Annotated in this window: 13 protein-coding genes; 3 read left to right on the forward strand and 10 right to left on the reverse strand. The window is 62.3% G+C overall.

Annotated features, from left to right (window positions below):
* The 7 genes from WDB86_RS16085 to WDB86_RS16115 form a co-directional block, all read right to left on the reverse strand.
* Positions 1 to 1,641, reverse strand: coding sequence for an AMP-binding protein (locus tag WDB86_RS16085; protein WP_341485742.1), 1,641 nt, complete (start codon positions 1,639 to 1,641; stop codon positions 1 to 3).
* Between the two features lie 72 nt (positions 1,642 to 1,713).
* A complete protein-coding gene (locus tag WDB86_RS16090) occupies positions 1,714 to 3,120 on the reverse strand; it encodes an ATP-binding protein (RefSeq protein WP_341485743.1) in 1,407 nt (468 codons plus the stop codon).
* 146 nt (positions 3,121 to 3,266) lie between these two features.
* Positions 3,267 to 4,211 (reverse strand): alpha/beta hydrolase-fold protein, encoded by a 945-nt coding sequence (locus WDB86_RS16095; RefSeq protein ID WP_341485744.1) that lies wholly within the window; start codon positions 4,209 to 4,211, stop codon positions 3,267 to 3,269.
* A complete protein-coding gene (locus WDB86_RS16100) occupies positions 4,208 to 5,164 on the reverse strand; it encodes a TRAP transporter substrate-binding protein (RefSeq protein ID WP_341485745.1) in 957 nt (318 codons plus the stop codon). The genes WDB86_RS16095 and WDB86_RS16100 overlap by 4 nt, the downstream gene beginning before the upstream one ends.
* Positions 5,165 to 5,186: 22 nt before the next feature.
* On the reverse strand, positions 5,187 to 6,482 hold the full coding sequence (locus WDB86_RS16105; protein ID WP_341485746.1) for a TRAP transporter large permease: 1,296 nt from the start codon (positions 6,480 to 6,482) through the stop codon (positions 5,187 to 5,189).
* A complete protein-coding gene (locus tag WDB86_RS16110; protein ID WP_341485747.1) occupies positions 6,476 to 7,018 on the reverse strand; it encodes a TRAP transporter small permease subunit in 543 nt (180 codons plus the stop codon). The genes WDB86_RS16105 and WDB86_RS16110 overlap by 7 nt, the downstream gene beginning before the upstream one ends.
* 66 nt (positions 7,019 to 7,084) lie before the next feature.
* Positions 7,085 to 9,382 carry a FepA family TonB-dependent siderophore receptor gene (locus WDB86_RS16115; RefSeq protein WP_341485748.1) on the reverse strand — a complete coding sequence of 766 codons (2,298 nt, stop codon included), beginning with the start codon at positions 9,380 to 9,382 and terminating at the stop codon, positions 7,085 to 7,087.
* 685 nt (positions 9,383 to 10,067) lie between these two features.
* Here WDB86_RS16115 and WDB86_RS16120 point away from each other — a divergent pair.
* From WDB86_RS16120 to WDB86_RS16130, 3 genes are read left to right on the forward strand one after another with little or no spacing between them, the layout of a single operon-like run.
* A complete protein-coding gene (locus WDB86_RS16120; protein WP_341485749.1) occupies positions 10,068 to 11,189 on the forward strand; it encodes an isochorismate synthase in 1,122 nt (373 codons plus the stop codon).
* Positions 11,190 to 11,200: 11 nt separating this feature from the next.
* Complete coding sequence (locus tag WDB86_RS16125) at positions 11,201 to 11,854, forward strand: isochorismatase family protein (RefSeq protein WP_341485750.1); 654 nt, start codon at positions 11,201 to 11,203, stop codon at positions 11,852 to 11,854.
* On the forward strand, positions 11,851 to 12,618 hold the full coding sequence (locus WDB86_RS16130) for an SDR family oxidoreductase (protein WP_330647091.1): 768 nt from the start codon (positions 11,851 to 11,853) through the stop codon (positions 12,616 to 12,618). The genes WDB86_RS16125 and WDB86_RS16130 overlap by 4 nt, the downstream gene beginning before the upstream one ends.
* 222 nt (positions 12,619 to 12,840) lie before the next feature.
* Here the strand turns inward: WDB86_RS16130 and WDB86_RS16135 are convergent, their stop codons facing one another.
* From WDB86_RS16135 to rfbA, 3 genes are all read right to left on the reverse strand, one after another.
* Positions 12,841 to 14,802, reverse strand: coding sequence for an acyltransferase family protein (locus WDB86_RS16135; RefSeq protein ID WP_341485751.1), 1,962 nt, complete (start codon positions 14,800 to 14,802; stop codon positions 12,841 to 12,843).
* Positions 14,803 to 14,916: 114 nt separating this feature from the next.
* Positions 14,917 to 15,873, reverse strand: coding sequence for a Stf0 family sulfotransferase (locus WDB86_RS16140; protein WP_339109624.1), 957 nt, complete (start codon positions 15,871 to 15,873; stop codon positions 14,917 to 14,919).
* Between the two features lie 217 nt (positions 15,874 to 16,090).
* Positions 16,091 to 16,966, reverse strand: coding sequence for a glucose-1-phosphate thymidylyltransferase RfbA (gene rfbA / locus WDB86_RS16145; protein ID WP_330647088.1), 876 nt, complete (start codon positions 16,964 to 16,966; stop codon positions 16,091 to 16,093).
* Between the last annotated feature and the right edge of the window lie 18 nt (positions 16,967 to 16,984).

Genomic DNA, 16,984 nt, shown 5'->3' on the forward strand with positions numbered 1-16,984 from the left:
TCAGGCCTCCTGTGCCGCAGCTTCTTCGGCCAGAACACTGGCGCGCAGGCTCTCGCGCAGCTGGCGGCGGCTGATCTTGCCGACGGCGGTGGTGGCAAACCCTGTCACCATGCGGATTTCGTCGGGGATCTTGAAGGCCGCCACATCGCGCGCGCGCAGATGGGCGCGCAGCGCGCTGGCATCGGTGCTCTGACCCTCTTTCGGCTGGATGAAGGCGCAGGCCCGTTCGCCCAGACGCGCATCGGGGATCGATACCACCACCGCGTCGAAGACCGCAGGATGGCTGAGCAGCAGATCCTCGACCTCTTCCGCCGAGATCTTCTCGCCATTGCGGTTGATCTGGTCATTGCTGCGGCCCTGCACCACCAGATGCCCCGACGGTAGACGGATCACCATATCGCCGGTGCGGTAGAACCCGTCTTCGGTGAAGCTGCGCGCATTGGCGGACGGGTCGTCGTGATAGGCGCTGATCGTATAGGGGCCGCGGGTCAGCAGGTTGCCCGGCTGGCCGTCGGGAACCGGATGACCGGCATCGTCCAGCACCAGAACCTCGTCATCGGGGCAGATCGGGCGGCCCTGAGTGCCGATGACCAGCGCGTCACTGTCTTCGGCGCGGGTATAGCAGACCAGACCCTCGGCCATGCCGAAAACCTGTTGCAGGCGACAGCCCAGAACGGGGGTCACGCGGCGCGCGGCCTCGGGCAGGAATTTCGCCCCGCCCACCTGCAGGATTTGCAGGCTGGAGAGATCGGGCTGCAATTTTTCCGCAGCGTCCAGCCACAGCAGGGCCAGCGGCGGCACGAGGCCGGTGATGGTGACGTTTTCCCGCGCGATCAGCCCGAAGGCGATCTGTGGCAGCGGTGTCGGGCAAAGCACCACCCGACCGCCGGCATAGAAGGTCCCGAAGGTGCCCGGCGAGGACATGGTGAAGTTATGCGCATTGGGCAGCACGGCCAGATAGACGCTGTTCCCGTCCATCCCGCAAAGCGCGTTACTGCCGCGCAGGGAATAGATGTAATCGTCATGGGTGCGGGGAATGAGCTTGGGCAGGCCCGTCGAGCCGCCCGAGATCTGCAGGAAGGCCACCGATTGCGGATCGGGGTCGGCGGGAAGGCAGGCGGGATTGCCCTGAATATCCTCAAGCGCCAGTGTGCCCTCGGAGGCGGTGCCGGAAATGATGACATGGTCCAGCCCGTCAAGCTCGGCCTGCACCTCAAGCGCCAGCTGGGCATGGTCGAAACGGTCGATCTTGTCCTGAACCACGATCGCGCGGGCCTGTGATTTTCCGGCCAGATGCTGCACTTCCGCGCGACGATGCGCGGGCAGCGCGTAAACCGGCACCAGCCCTGCGGCAAAGGCACCGAACACGGCTTGGAAAAATTCGGGCACATTCCCCATCTGGATCAGGATACGCTCGCCCGGTTGCAACCCCAGTGCCACAAGCCCCGCCCCGAAGCGCAGCGCGCGCGTGTGCAGTTCGGCATAGCTCCAGTTTTGGGTGCCGGAGGTCAGGCAGATGCGGTCGGGATGGGCCGCGGCGCGCTGGCGCAGCAAGGCCGGGAAGGTTTCTCCGCGCCAATAGCCCTTTTCGCGATAGCTGCGGGCACGGCCGGCGGGCCAGATCTGGGTCGGGTTGGACATGTCACTCTCCGATAAACAGAGGGGCCGCGCAATCCGCAGAGGGCTGCGCGGCACAATGTTTTGCTTTGGGGGTTATTTTGCGCTGATGCGGGTCAGACGGTTCGCGGTGGGATCATCCTCGCCACCCGATTTGTTGACGACATAGACATTGCCCGCGCCGTCCTGCGTCAGATGGTTCGGCGTCGATCCGACATCCAGATTGGCCAGCAGCTCGCCCTCGGGAGAGATCACCGCCACCGCATGCGCGCCGCGCAGGGCCACGAAGATATTGCCGCTTTTCGGCTCGACCACGGTATTCAGCGGGTTCGCGCCAATATTGACCTGTTTGATCAGCGCGCCGGTTTTGCCGTCAAGGATGGAGACCGCATCATTGCCCTGCGCAACGGTATAGACCCTGCTGCCATCGGCGCTGGCGGCCACACCGATCGTGCTGACCGAATGGGGCACTTTCCACGTGGCTTTGACGCTGTCATCTTTCAGGTCGATCACCGCAACCTCATTGCTGCCCAGCGACGAGACGAACAGCTCGTTCGCCTCGGGGGCAAGCGAGAGGCTGGCGGCTGCAAAACGCTGGCCGCGCTGCGAGGACGGGATTTCGATCACCGCCGGTTCCGCATCCAGATGCTTGGCATCGAAGACATAGATCTCGGGGGTGAAGGTCGCGCTGACATAGGCTTTGCCATTGGCCAGCAGAACATCCCGCGGGTGGTCGACGCTGTCTTCGGGGAACTGTTTGATCAGCGACAGGTCCTTGCTGTCATAGACGGCCACGGTGTTCTGGCGGCTGTTGGTCACCCAGACCTGATGGTCCTGCTCGTCCAGACCGATACCGTAAACCGCAAAGACACCGCCTTCACGATCCCCTTTCGAGGGGGCGGCCTGCGGCGTCACGCGGGCGGTGATTTCCATCGATTGCGGGTCGATCTTTGCCAGCTCGCTTTCCTTGACGGGCGGACGGCCCACGGCGCCGGTCACATAGATCGCGTCCTTGCCAACCGCTATCTGATAGGGGTTGCGCACGATTTCAACGGATTTGAGCGCGTAATTCTCGCTGCCGCTGAAGGGAAGCTGTTTCGAGACTTTCAGATCGAAGACGGTGGCCGAAGGGGTGTCGCCGCCCAGTTCTGCCACCACAGGATAAAGCCCGGCCTTGGCGGTTGCGGGGATTTCGAGCTCGGCCTTCAGATTGCCTTTGTCATCGGCCGCAAAGCTGGCACCATTGCCCAGCACTTCACCTGCCTGACGCAGCGAGACCGGCTGATTGGGGGCAAGGCCCTGTGCCTCGATCTCGGCTTTGCTTCCGGCAAAGATCGGCGAACGGTTCGCGCCCTGCGCCGAGATGCGGCCCTCATACCCGCCGGGGGTCGTGAAGGGGTCGGCCAGTGCGATGCTGCTCCACACAAGAAGCAATGCCGTTGCGGCAGCCCCGACAGCCTGACCTTTGGCCGAGACCGGAGACCGGAGAAGAGAGTGTGTCATGTTGCGCCCTTTCAGGTGTGCAAGTTCTGATGGATGACCCTCTGGCTTCGGACTTCTCCGTGGCGTTTGTCGTCCCCGATGTCGGGGCGAACCGGGCCAGGGCGGCCCGTTTACGTCTCTGCTCCGGCATTTACCGGAGAAGAAACCTATTCTGCAACCCCCACTGTCTTATAGAGGGAGGCGACGAAGCTCTGGCCGTGGCTGAGGCCCGGAAACTGGGTGAATTGGCCGGGGATACCGGCGGCGCGTGCGGTGCTCACAAGATCTTCCAGCGCATGTTCGGGCAAGGCCCCGCGCATTTTCACGAAAGCTTCCGTCTGTTTCGTGCCCGGATCGGTGGCTTTGGCGCGTTCGGCGCTGCCGATATGGATGTCGAGCGGGCGGCGCGACCAGCGGCCCGCGCGCATCTGTGCCTCGAAGGCGGGGCCGATGCGCGCCTCGTCCCACCACAGGGCGGGGCTGGCCGAGGTGAAGGCCACGAAGGGGCTGTCGGGCTGGCTTGCGGCGTAAAGGACGAAGAGCCCGCCATAGCTATGGCCCCATAATGTGCGCTCCTGCGGGTCGACAGGCGCGAAGCTTTCGGCGCGCGGGATGATCTGTGTGCCCAGCAAATGCAGGAAACTGTCGGCATGCCCCGCCGAGGTGCCGGTGCGCGGGTCCTTGATGGCAAGGCCTTTCGGGTCCGGCGGCGTGTAGTCGCGGGCGCGGGCCGCCGTCGCGAAACGCTGCGGGGTCTGATAGCCCACCGTGACGATGATCCGCTGTGCGGCCTGCGGGATTTTGGCCAGAATCTCGTCGGTCAGCCGTTCCATCACGGCCTGCCCATCCAGCATGTAAAGGATCGGCCAGCCCTTGGCCGGTGCCGGCCCTTTCGGCACCAGCACGCCGATTCGGTAATCCGGATTGGCCGCCCCTTCCTCGGGGGCGGGTGCGGCGGGCGCTGGCAAGGTGAAGCTGTAGACATCGCGGACTGCCGATCCGGTATCCAGTTGCGACGGGGGCAGCGGCTTGGTCGAGGGCTGCGCGCGTAGCGGAACGGCAAGGGCCAGAGTGAGAATGCTGCCCATGACCATCTCCCGACGATACATCATTCGTTGATCTCCTGTTCCAGCACCGTCAGAAGCGGCGCTTTCTGTCGCCATGCGGCATACCAGCGATCGACCGCCGCGCCAAACCAGTCGCGATCAACATTTCGAACATCCACCCCTGCCTGCCGGAGTTCGGCCAGATTGTCGGCATCGATCCGGGCATAGGCGGTATTCATCTGGGCCAGTTCGCGTTCCATGATTGCGGTGATACGGGTCTGGTCTTCGGGCGAGATCTTGGCCCAGCTGCGCTGCGAGGCGACGGCAAGCATCGGGAAGATCATATGGTTGGAATTCAGCACAACCTTGGCATTACGCCAGTATCCGGCGGTCCATGTGCTTTCATGGTCGATCTGCATGCCATCGATCTGGCCATTGGCGAAAGCGTCATAAAGCGCGGGCAGCGGCATCGGTGTCGGGGCGGCACCGAGTTCTGACCAGAACGCCATCTCGGGGGCCAGTGGCACGGTACGGATGCGTTTGCCCCGCAGATCGTCACGGGTCTCGATAGGGCCGGACATCACGATCTGGCGCATTCCCGCCATGCCCCAGCCCAAGCCCTTCAGGCCGAAGCCATCCAGCCGGTCCAGAAGCGTATGCGCCACACCGCCTTGCAGGATCTGGGCGGCCTCCTGCGTGTTGCTGACCAGATATGGGGCGTAGAACACGCCATAATCGGGATCGCGATTGGCGAATTCGCCACCGGTAAGAAAGGCGAAATCCACCGCTCCGGTCTGCACCTGCTGCAAGATCCGCGCCTCGTTGCCCAGCTGGCCCGAGGGCATGACCATGATCTGCAAGCGCCCTTCGGTGCCTTGCGCGATCTCTTGGCTGATCTCTTGCGCGGTTTTGGTCCATTGATGGGTGGGCGGGGTGATCAGCCCCAGACGGAAAGGCTGGGCGCAAACGGCCAGCGGGATTGAAAGGGCAATGGCGGCCAGAGCGAGACTGCGGAACATGAAAAGGGGTCTCCGTGGTGGGTCACTGGAAAAACGAGGGAATGGCCAGCGCGAAGCGCGGCCAGAGGGTCAGCAGCGCCAGCACCGCCAGCGCGGCGGCCAGAAACGGGCGTAGCACGCGGATCAGCGCGGCGGTGGGCAGGTTGTTTTGCAACGCGGCCGTATACAGCCCGACCCCGACCGGCGGCGTCATCAGGCCGATGGTCAGGTTGAAACAGGCCACCAGACCGAAATGTATGGCGTCGATATGGTAATGGTCCACCGCGACAGGCAGCAGCACCGGCACTGTCAGGATCAATGCGGGAAGCGGATCGCAGATCATTCCCAACCCCAGCAGCAGCAGGTTGACCAGCAGCAGGAAGACCAGTGGATTGTCGGACAGGGTCCACAGGAAGTGTGCCACCAGCGCGGGCAGGTTCTCGAAGGCGATGATCCATGCATAAAGGCTGGCCGCCGCGATCAGAAACAGGATCGCGCCGCTCATTTTGGCGCTGACCAGAAGCGCCTGCCAGATCCGCCCGAATGTAAGCGTGCGGTACAGCGCGGCCCCGACCATAAGGGTCAGCGCGATGGCGGCGACGCCGGCCTCGACCGGTGTGGCAAAGCCCAGCATGATCGCCGCGATCATCCCCGCCGGAATCACGATGGCGGGTAAGGCCTCCAGCAGGGCCTCGCGAAACCCCGCCCGAGCCGCCGAGGGCGCGGGGGCTGCGGCAACCTGAGGCGTCGGAAACGCGCCGCGCCGCGCCATGCGGTCGATCACAAGCGCAAAGACCGCCGCCAGCAGAACTCCGGGCGCGATCCCTGCCAGAAACAGGTCGCCCACGGGGACCTGCGCGATCACGCCGTAGACGATCAGCAGCATGGAGGGCGGGATGATCGGGGCCAGCAGCGCCCCTGCTGCCGTCAGGCCCGTGGCCACATCGCGGGGATAGCCTGCCCGTTCCATTTGCGGGACCGCAAGGCGCGACATTAGCGTGATCTGCGCCGCCGTAGAGCCCAACACCGCCGCCAGAAGCGCATTGGCAATCAGGCTGGCCTGTGCCAACCCGCCACGCAGTCCGCGTGTCAATAGCGAGGCCAGCGCATAAAGGCGCGCTGCCGCTCCGCTGGCATTCAGCAACTCCCCCAGAAAGATGAAGACCGGCAGGGCCAGCAGGCCATAGTTTTCCATGCCCTGAAAGAATTGCTGCGGCAGGCTGAGCAGCAACACCCCATTGCCCGCCAGCAGGATTTGCGCCACGGCCCCCGCAATCATGGCAAAAGCCACCGGAAGCCCCAGCAGCAACAGAACGATGAAAATGGCAAGGCTCAGCATGGGGCCGCTCTTTGTACGGGGGCCACCAGACGGATCAGCGCATGGTAAAGCGCGCCCAGACTGGCCGGAACCAGCGGCAGCCAGATCCAGATTTTCAGGATGCCCAGTGTCATCACCGGTTCGGTATAGGTGTAATTTCCGGTCGTCATGGCCAGTTGCATGGCCCCGCCTGCCCCGATCAGGCCCAGCGGATCAAGCCAGAGCCACAGCGTCAGCACGAAACCCGCCAGCATCACCGCGCAGACCGCATCGATCAGGCGTATCAGGAAATGCGGCAGATGCGGCAGTAGAAGGTCGACCCGCATATGCCCGCCCTGCGCCAGATTGGCCGAGATCGAGAAAAGCGCCCCCCAGACCATCAGGCTGATGGCCAGATCATCGCTGAAAACGAAGGGATGGCCAAGGCTTCGGGCCACTGTTCCCGCGCCCATCATCAGCACCACAGCTGCAAGGCAGGCCGCACTCAGAGCCATTTCGGCCTTTGCCAGAAGCGGATCGAACCGCAGCAGCGTATCGCGTAGTTTCAGCAAGATCATTGGTTTGGTCGTGGTTGGGGGACGGGATGCGGAAGGCAGACACAGCCCGCCTTCCGCCTGTCCGGATCAGAAGGTTTTTGTCAGGCCCACATAGAAGGCGCGGCCTGCCTCGTTATAGGTGTTGGCCCCGTCGCCCGAACGCAGGATCGACTTGTCGAAGACGTTGGTCACGCCGCCCGACACATTCGCGCCGTTCTCGAATTCGTAGCTCAGCCCGAGATTGACGATGGTATAGGAACCCAGATCGGTCGTATCGCTGGCCTCGTAGCCCGTCACGCCCGAATAGCTGGTGGCTTTCGTTTTGCCGTAATGGGTCAGCGAGGGGGTCACGGTAAAGCGGTCGGTCACAGCCCAGTTCAGCGATGCGTTGATCGTGTATTTCGGCACCAGCGACAGCGGCACCTCGATATCGATGGCATCATAGCTGGTGCCGCTGGTGGTGGTGCCACCGTCGATATGCAGCTTCTGCTTCGACGAGATCATATAGGTGCCGTTGACCGACAGCGACAGGTTCTGCGCCAGCGGTGCCGCGAAGCTGCCTTCAAGGCCGGAGACTTCCGCATCGGGAATATTGGTCCATTGATACAGGCGTGCATCCGTCCACGCACCATTACGATAGATGCTGACGGTGCCCACCTGATCGGTGCCCGCCTGAATCTTGTCTTTGTAGAAGTTGTGGAAATAGGTCAGCGTGCCGTTGATCTGGTTGGTCCCGCTATAGGCGACGCCGATCTCGGTATTGATCGAATGTTCCGGATCCAGATCCGAATTGCCGATCACATAGCACGGGCCGTTCCGGTAATAGGGATAGGGGCAGCCATTGCCGCTGGTGGAATAGACATAGCTATCCGACAACTGGTAGAGCGTCGGGGATTTGAACGCCCGCGCCACGCCACCTTTCAGGGTCCATTCGGAGGACAGCGCATAGGATGCGTTCAGCCCGCCCGAGATATTGATCCCGAACGTATCGGCATAATCCACCCGCAGACCGGGGGTCAGCGTCAGGGCTTCGTTCCACTGGATATTGTCTTCCAGATAGAGGCCCAGTGTCGTCTGCTCGGTCACCGGATCGGCATTGGCGGTATCGATCGCGCCGTCCTCGGTGGTGAGGCTCGAGAAGGAGCTGTAATCGCTCAGGTCCAGCCGTTCCCAGCGCATCTCCGCCCCCAGCGTGATGGCGGACGGGCGGCCCAGAACGTAATGGTCGATATAGGCTTCGCTCTTGGCCGCGACCGCATCCAGAATGGCGGTATCCCATGTATCGGTTGCGTTGATCGTGCCTTCGCTGCTGCCTGCCGTGCCCTCGCTCAGGCGACGGTTCTTGGTGTGCTCGTACTGGAGGTAGTTCATGGTGCGACCCCAGTTGTAATCCCCGTGATGGGTCACACCGAAGGTGCTGCGCTCCATTGTATTGGTTTCGGCCCCCTCATCGGCCAGCGCGTCCACCGTGCTGTCACCGGTCGAGGTCACCCGCCCGCCCAATTGGGTATCACCGGCATATTCGTTGCTCTGGTGCGAATAGCCCAGATCGAAGTCGAATTTATCGGTATCGGTCGGGGCCCAGCTCAGACGCAGCGTGGCATCCTTGTTGACCACCCCTTCCATCCCCGCATCATAGCTGCAGGTTTCCTCGCCGGTGGTCGAGTCGGTCTCGCAGGTGCCGACGCTGGCATTGATGCTCGCATCATCGCCTTCGGATTTGTTGTAATTGCCGGAGAAACGGAATGACAGCGTATCCGAGATCCGCTTGGCCCAGAGCATGTTATAGCGCTGGGTCGCGCCCTCGAGGCTGCTTTCGGGCATGTCATATTTGAAGCCGAGCTGGACCAGATCATGGTCGGGCTGCTTGGTGATGATGTTCACCACACCGCCCGCAGCCCCCGAGCCATAGCGCGCCGCTGCCGGTCCGCGAATGACTTCGATCCGTTCGATCATCTCTGCCGGAACCCAGTTGGTGTCACCGCGCGTGTCCCGCTCGCCCGATCGGCCCATTTTGACCGAGGTCCGCGACAGCACCGGCTTGCCGTCGATGAGGATCAGCACGTTTTCCGGACCCATGCCACGGATGTCGATCTGGCGCTGGTTGCCGCGCTGTCCCGTCGAGGACGTGCCCGACATATTGACGCCCGGCATCTTGCGGATGATTTCCGCTACGTCATTGACCACGGGCTGCTTTTCCAGATCCTCGGCGGTGATGGTCGATGAACCCAACGCCTGTTTGATCTGCTCTTCAGCGGTCACGATGATTTCGTCGAGCTGGAGTACCTCGCCGGTATCCGTTGATTGCGCCAAAGCGGGGAGCGCCCCGCTTGTCAGGATGAGAGACATGGCCGCGCCACAGGCGAGGCGTGCGTGAAGTGTCATTCGGAAAGCCCTTCTGAGTTTGCAATTCGGCTGGCGAAGGGCTGGCCTGTGAGGAATGGCCCCTCCTCTGCACCGGTTGCTGCAAAAGAGAAGGCATGTGGCTGGGAAGGCGTAAAACAGCATCCTATGCATGACGAAATGCGCATAATCAGCTTGCTTTTCAGGGGGGTATGGAATGCTCCCCTTTGCCTCCATGATAGCAGGCCGGTTCCTTCCGGACAGGCGAGTCTGGTGGAACAGGCTAGAAAATCGCGGTGGCTGGGGTGGGGATTCGTTACCCCCATCTTGGCTCTTATGGCGCAGTAACGATTTATCACAGATTATTTCAAGTGCGTCAGCTCACAGGGTATCACGAAAATATGCACACCTTTTGAAGGGCGCGTGACTGCTGCCGGATGGCCTCAAACGGGCGATCTGTGGCCGTTTCTCGCCAGGTCAGGGCGGGGCCGCGGCGGGTTTTCCGCTGAGAATTTGCCTTATAATATCACGAAAACATGAGGTTATCCGGTTTTCCTCGCGCGCGGTTGTCGTGCTCCCGACCTCGCGCGAATATTGACTGATAATTTTTGTCGGGTTATCTGGGGCGAAACGGCACCCAACCTCCCGTCAGGCACCCGTTCACCCCCCGCTGCATCCTTGCAGCTTCAACCGGATGGATATGGCCTTGGAACATCAACGAATTGATATGAACGATGCGCTTCTTGCACAGGGGGTGCCGCTGGTGCTGGGCGATGTGACGGGGCAGATCGATACCGCGTGGCAAGGCACGATTGCGGCATTTGCAAAAAACGGGGTGCCGCAGTCCAAAGGGCGCTGTGCGGGCGTCTTTCCTTTCACCCCGACCGATCCCGGATGGCTTTATGCGCTGGCACCGGCAGAACGGCCGCCTGCCGTCACCGCAGAAGTTCCTTCCCCGCCGCAGGCACAGTCTGGCGCCTGGCAGTTTTCCCCCGCGCCCGAGGTTTACGGGGCTGCCGTCGAGCATGCGGTGGAACAGCTTCGCTCCTATGAGACACCGCTGCAAAAGGTGGTTCTGGCCCGCGCGCTTGATTATCGTACCGCCGCGCCTGTGGACCCGATGGCGGTCGCGCGCCGTCTCGGGCAGGACCCGCATGTGACCAGCTATGCCCTGCCCGTGCCGCAGATCCGCTCTGGCAAAACCGCCGATGCGCAAGGCGATATGCGCTGGCTGGTCGGGGCCACTCCTGAATTGCTGCTGGATAAGAAAGGGGCGGCGGTCATGTCGCATCCGCTGGCAGGCTCAGCGCCCCGCAGCGCCGATCCGGTCGAAGACCGCCGCCGTGCCGAGGCCCTACTGGTCTCGACCAAGGATCTGGCCGAGCACCGCTATGTGGTCGAATATATTCACGATATTCTTTCCCCCTATTGCCACAACCTGACCACGCCCCAGACCCCTGCGTTGCAAAAGACGGCCAGCATGTGGCATCTTGGCACGCGGATCAGCGGTGTGCTGCGCGATGCCGACCTGCCCTGTCTTGCCCTTCTGGGCAAGCTGCACCCGACCCCTGCAGTGGCAGGCACGCCGCTGCGTCCCGCGCTGGATCTGATCTCCAGACTGGAACCCGAGCCGCGCGGCTTCTACGCAGGGACGGTGGGCTGGCTTGAGAACGAGCGCGACGGCACATGGTATGTCACGTTGCGCTGCGCGATGATCGAGGGGTGCATGGCGCGTCTGCATGCGGGCGCGGGGATCGTGCCCGACAGTACCGCCGCCGCCGAAATCGCTGAAACACAGGCCAAATTCATCGCGATGAGCGATGCGCTTGGCATTGACCTCACGCATTAAGGATTGACCTTATGAGCCTTCCTGGAATTCCCGATTACCCGCTTCCCCGCAGCTTGCCGCAGACCCGTGCGCCCTTCACGCTTGACCCTGCGCGGGCGGCCTTGCTGATCCATGATATGCAGGCCTATTTCTGCGCCGCCTATGGCGAGGGGGCATTGACGCGCCCGACCTCGGCGCTGTCGCAGGCGGTCGAGGCGATTGGCCGCCTTGCGCAGGCGGCGCGGCGCGCGGGCGTGCCGGTCTTCTACACCGCCCAGAAGGGCAACCAGTTCCGCCCCGACCGTGGCTTGCAGGCCGATCTCTGGGGGCCGGGTATGAAGGCACAGCCCGAACATGAAGAGATCATCGCCCCGCTGGCCCCGCAAGAGGGCGATATCACTCTGGTCAAGCACCGCTATAGCGCCTTCCAGAGATCCAACCTTGCGCCGCTGATGCGTGCGCGCGGTCGTGACCAGTTGCTGATCACCGGGATCTACGCGCATATCGGCTGTCTGGCGACGGCAACCGAGGCCTTCCAGCGCGATATCGAACCGTTCTTTGTGGCCGATGCTCTGGCCGATTTCTCCGAGGATTGGCATCGCCGCGCGCTGGACTGGGTGGCCGATTGCTCGGGCGTGCCGGTTCTGGCGCAGGATATGGTCGCGACGCTGGAGGGGCAGGCATGAAACTGACAGGGTTCGAGGGGGCGGTGGCTCTGGTCACCGGCGCGGCAGGCGGTATCGGTCTGGCCTTGGTGCGGGCTTTGTCGGAGGCTGGCACGCAGGTCGTGGCGACCGACCATCCCGATGTGATCGCACGCGCGCCACAGATGACGGGTGTGACATGGCACGGGCTGGATGTCTGCGATGCGCAGGCGGTCGAGGCGCGGGTGCAGGCGACGATCCGCGATCTTGGCCCGATCCGCTTCGGGGTGCATGCCGCAGGTATTCTGGCCGAGGGCCCGCTTTTGAGCACCAGCGCCGCGCAGTGGCGGCGGGTGATCGAGGTCAATCTGGACGGGGCGTTCCATGTGACCACGGCATTGGGGCGGCATATGGTGGACAATGGCGGCGGGAGCCTTGTTGTGATCGGCTCGAATTCCGCCGATATTCCACGGCTCAATATGGGCAGCTACCCTGCCAGCAAGGCGGGATTGCATATGTTCGTGCGTTGCCTCGGGCTAGAGCTTGCGCCCGCCGGGGTGCGTTGCAACATCGTGGCACCGGGGTCGACGCTTACGCCGATGCAGACTGGCATGTGGGCGGGGCCGGACGGCGCGGAACGGGTGATTGCCGGAAATCTTGCGCTGCATAAAACCGGCATCCCCTTGGGCAAGCTGGCTGTGCCGGAAGATATTGCCGCCGCCGCGATGTTCCTGCTGTCCGATCAAGCGGGGCATGTGACAATGGCCGATCTTTATGTCGATGGCGGCGCGACCCTGAAGGCCTGAGGCAGATTTGGCATCAACGGAGGGGAGGAGCGGCGGCGATCTCAGGGAGGAGGAGGAGATCGCCGCCTGTTTCCAAGGCTCAGGGAGGAGGAGAGAGCCTTCGAAATTCTGTGCAACCTTGGCTGCGTTGAATTAAATTTAGCCTATATGCTGCGATGCAGAAAGCGCTTTCTCTGCAGTGCTGATTTGTGCCTGACGCATGGCTGCTTAACGAAGCATGCGTCAAAAGTTAAATTCACCACGAATTGCGACCCTATCGGCCGAATTCACCCTATGGGACATGCGCGGCGGAGTGGGGGTGCGCGGTTGGGGCAAGATGTCGGCCGCTTCCGCGCGAATCTGTTCTGCCAGCCGTCGCGCCCCCGCCATGCTTGGATGGGTGTCGTTGAAATAGAGCACCTCTCCCCCCATCACAAAAGGACATTCGCCACCGGCACACAGCCTCTTGCGCGGGTCGATCCGTATGATCCGGTCCGCCGTGACAAGCTGCTGCTCGATCTCCGCCCATGCGCGCAAACGGGCGCTATGGGCTTCGGGATCTGGAATGGCCGTGGCGGCAAGCCTGCCGAAGCGGAGCGCATTTCCGGCGCTTTGTGCCGGATCGCGATGCGGGTTGGGGATCTGGCCCAGCAGGATAACCCGTTTGCCCGCTTGCCGGAGCCGCGTCACCGTTTCGCGCAGGCCGTCTTGCAGAACCTGTGCCGGAAGTTCGGGATAGGCCTCGCGGTTCATCGCCAGCAGCACGGTCTCGACGGCCGGATCGCCGCTGATCGCCGTCAGCATCCGCTGGTTTGCGCGGGCGCATTGGGGACGTCTGGGCAGAACGGGGCCCAGAACCGGCGGGCAGGCAGAGGCCGTGATCTGCCGCAGGGGCTGGTTCCGGGCCAAGGCTGCGGCGAGTTCGGCCCCGTGGCTGTCTCCCCAGACCACAAGAGGTGGCGCGCCGCTGCCGCCCAGGCGGCAGGTCCGGGCATAGGGCTTTCTGTCACGGTCATCCTGATGGCAGCTTTCCCGCCACGGGCTGATATCCTGTGCCGCATCATATAAGGCCAGCACCTGCGGCGCAAAGCGCTGCGGTATCCCCTGCCCGTGCCAGATCCCCCAAGCGGGCAGCATGATCAGGGCAAGCCCCACCGCGCTCCAGCGCAGGATGGGGCTGTGGCCGGTGGGCAGGCGGGCGAAGGGCTGCTCGATATAACGCCAACTCAGCCATGCCAGTATGACCGAGACCCCCACGCAAAGCGCCATCAACGCATCGGGCACCTCTCCGGCAAGACTGCGCAGAAACGCCATCAACGGCCAGTGCCAGAGATAGAGTGAATAGGAGATCCGGCCCAGAAAACCGGCCCCCAGCATCCCGCCGGCCAGCATCCCGCCGGTCTGTCGGGGCAAAGGAAAGCGCCCCACCCATAACAGGACCGCTGTGGCAAAGCTGGGCACGCCCGCCCGCAGGCCGGGAAAGGGCATATCGGGTGTCAGCCAGACCATGCATAGCCCCAGCGTGGCCAGCGCCAGCGGACGCAGAATGGGCCGGTCTTTTCGGGGGGCTGGCAGATAGGCGGCCAGAGCCCCGATCAGGAATTCGAAGCCACGGAACGGCAACAGGAAATAGGCCCCCGTCGGAGAATGCCGCAAGCCCCATTCGGACAGGATCACCCCGCCCATAATCCCCAGCAGGGTCAACGGCACCAATGCGGAGGGGCGCCATTTGATCACCATGAACAGCAGGAAGGGAAATAGCAGATAGAACTGTTCCTCGACCGAAAGCGACCATGTATGCAGCAGCGGTCGCAGTTCCGCCTGCTGGTCGAAATAGCCGCTGAACAGATAGAAATCGATATTCGAGGCAAAGAGCGCCGAAGACAAAGCGGTGCGGGCAAGCTCTTGATAGTTATCGGGACTGAGCAGAATGCCCCCCAGCCCCAGAGTGGTGGCAAGCATCACCAGAAGAGCAGGCAAAAGGCGTCTGGCGCGCTTGTGGTAGAAGGTCAGCAAAGAGGCCTGCCCCGTGAGGCTGTCGCGCTGTAGATGGCCGCCAATCAGAAACCCCGAAATCGCGAAGAAGATATCGACGCCCACGAAGCCGCCCGGCAAAGCCTTCGGCCAAGCGTGAAACAGCACCACCGCCGCAACGGCAAGACCCCGCAGGCCTTGGATATCGGCGCGAAACCGGTTTTCAAGCATAGGTTACTCGTCACACAAAACGGGCCATAGCGGCCCTTGCGGTCAGAGTTAACCGATATCCTTTTAAGATTGCGTGAAACCCCGAAACGGGCGCAGCCTAGGTGGCCGGGCCAGTCAGAACTTGTGCAGCCGTTCGATGCGCGCCGCACGATAGTCTGTCATGCGGGCCAGAAAATCGGGATATTCCTGCGCGAAACGCTCGGCATATTCCGCACTACGGCACCCCAGAAGTTTGTGATGGGATGTGGGTGCGGGCTGCAGATCTACAGCCCCGACCCCGATATGATCGGCGATCGTCCTGAGGATCACGGTGTCGGGCTGACCGACAGTCTGCTCGTAGCTCAGGCATAACGGCTTGATCCCGAAACGGGCCATATCGGCCTCGAGCCGGTCTTCCTCGACGCAATAGCGCGCCATCGCATGCAAAATTTCTAGCGGTTTATACTGGAAAGCGGCATCTGCGGCCATCTGGCTGGTCTGGTCGGCTGCGGTGGAATGGGCGACCTTGGTCTGGATCAGCTTCGACAGCGACAACGCCTGCGCCAGAAGGTTCTCGCGGATCAGCCAGATATACGAGGTGGGGGCCATCATCTCGATCAGCCGGTCCATCGATCCGAAGAGGTTCATCATATGCGCATAGGTGATCTCGACGCCATAGGTGCCGCGCGTATTGCGCCTGCGCAGCAGCATATCGACATAGGTTTCCAGCGTGTCGGCCTGATAGGCTTGGGCGATATTGGGCACAAAGCGGAAATTGAACGCCTCGTTCGGCTGGCCCAGAACGCGGGCACGTTCCAGCATCTCGCCCAGACGCGAGCTTCCCGAACGCGCGGTGAAAAACAGCATATAGCGTCGCTCTGGCAGCGGCGCGCGCAGGAATTTCGCACGCTTTTCCGCATCTACCGTGACATTGTCGAACAGATCCTCGCGCAGCGCCAGTTCCGAGGCCAGCGACTTTGCCATAAGCTCGGAAAACAGCCGCTCTCCGGGGCGTCCGGCACGGGCTTTGGACAGATAGAACCGCTGGGCAATATGCCGGAGAAACGACGTACCGAAAGATCCCAATGACATATAAACCTCGCAATACGGAAGACATCCTGCCGGATGCCCGAACTTGACTATGCACCTTGCAGTTTTTTGCCCCAAAAACAACAGGAAACCGGTCGCCATTCTGTGGCTTGGCGGGTCTGTCTATCCGTTATAGGGCCGCAGGTGTCAGAAGAAAGGGCATCCGGTGCCTGCGCGCCCGAATGCCCTTCCGCATCTCTGTACTGAACGTCCGTTCTGCTTATTTCAGCAGGCTTGCCAGATACTTGCCATAAGCCGTCTTTTTGAATGTCTCGGCATGTTCGGCCATTTTCGCATCGTCGATCCAGCCCTTTTCATAGGCGATCTCTTCGGGGCAGCCCGATTGCACCCCCTGACGGGTCGAGAGCGTGCGCACAAAATTGCCGGCGTCCAGAAGCGAGGCATGGGTGCCGGTATCAAGCCATGCATAACCACGGCCCATCTGTTTCACGGTCAGCGTGCCATCCTTGAGATAGCTTTCCAGCAGCGTCACGATCTCCAACTCGCCCCGCGGCGAAGGCTTGACCTCGCGGGCGCGCTTGGGGGCATCGCCATCAAGGAAATAGAGGCCGGTGACTGCATAGTTCGACGGCGGCACCTCGGGCTTTTCGATGATTTCCTCGACTTTGCCTGCCGTATCGAATTTGACCACGCCATAGCGTTCGGGATCGGCCACGCGATAGCCGAAGACCGTCCCGCCCACACCCTGCGCGTCAGCGGCTTCCAGAAGCTGCGGCAGCCCGTGGCCGAAGAAGATGTTATCGCCCAGAACCATCGCCGAAGGCGCACCGTCAAGGAAATCCTCGGCCAGAATATAGGCCTGCGCCAGACCGTCGGGCGAGGGCTGGGTGATATAGGTCAGGCTGATGCCCCATTGGCTGCCATCGCCCAGAAGCCGTTTGAACTGCTCCTGATCCGCCGGAGTGGTGATGATCGCGATCTCGCGGATGCCGGTCAGCATCAGCACGGTCAGCGGATAATAGATCATCGGCTTGTCATAGATCGGCATCAGCTGCTTCGAGACAGCCATCGTCAGCGGATAGAGCCGCGTGCCCGAACCGCCGGCGAGGATAATACCTTTGCGCTGTTTTGTCATGAGAACTGTCCTTTAGAA

The sequence above is a fragment of the Thioclava sp. GXIMD4215 genome, assembly GCF_045291555.1.
In the GTDB taxonomy this organism is placed as follows: Bacteria; Pseudomonadota; Alphaproteobacteria; order Rhodobacterales; family Rhodobacteraceae; genus Thioclava; species Thioclava litoralis.

Bases quoted from the DNA above. Each gene is read 5' to 3' on its own strand.
- WDB86_RS16135 (WP_341485751.1), bottom strand. From the start codon at position 14,802: ATGCTTGAAAACCGGTTTCGCGCCGATATCCAAGGCCTGCGGGGTCTT.
- rfbA (WP_330647088.1), bottom strand. From the start codon at position 16,966: ATGACAAAACAGCGCAAAGGTATTATCCTCGCCGGCGGTTCGGGCACG.
- WDB86_RS16105 (WP_341485746.1), bottom strand. From the start codon at position 6,482: ATGCTGAGCCTTGCCATTTTCATCGTTCTGTTGCTGCTGGGGCTTCCG.
- WDB86_RS16130 (WP_330647091.1), top strand. From the start codon at position 11,851: ATGAAACTGACAGGGTTCGAGGGGGCGGTGGCTCTGGTCACCGGCGCG.
- WDB86_RS16095 (WP_341485744.1), bottom strand. From the start codon at position 4,211: ATGATGTATCGTCGGGAGATGGTCATGGGCAGCATTCTCACTCTGGCC.
- WDB86_RS16110 (WP_341485747.1), bottom strand. From the start codon at position 7,018: ATGATCTTGCTGAAACTACGCGATACGCTGCTGCGGTTCGATCCGCTT.
- WDB86_RS16085 (WP_341485742.1), bottom strand. From the start codon at position 1,641: ATGTCCAACCCGACCCAGATCTGGCCCGCCGGCCGTGCCCGCAGCTAT.
- WDB86_RS16140 (WP_339109624.1), bottom strand. From the start codon at position 15,873: ATGTCATTGGGATCTTTCGGTACGTCGTTTCTCCGGCATATTGCCCAG.
- WDB86_RS16100 (WP_341485745.1), bottom strand. From the start codon at position 5,164: ATGTTCCGCAGTCTCGCTCTGGCCGCCATTGCCCTTTCAATCCCGCTG.
- WDB86_RS16115 (WP_341485748.1), bottom strand. From the start codon at position 9,382: ATGACACTTCACGCACGCCTCGCCTGTGGCGCGGCCATGTCTCTCATC.
- WDB86_RS16125 (WP_341485750.1), top strand. From the start codon at position 11,201: ATGAGCCTTCCTGGAATTCCCGATTACCCGCTTCCCCGCAGCTTGCCG.
- WDB86_RS16120 (WP_341485749.1), top strand. From the start codon at position 10,068: ATGAACGATGCGCTTCTTGCACAGGGGGTGCCGCTGGTGCTGGGCGAT.
- WDB86_RS16090 (WP_341485743.1), bottom strand. From the start codon at position 3,120: ATGACACACTCTCTTCTCCGGTCTCCGGTCTCGGCCAAAGGTCAGGCT.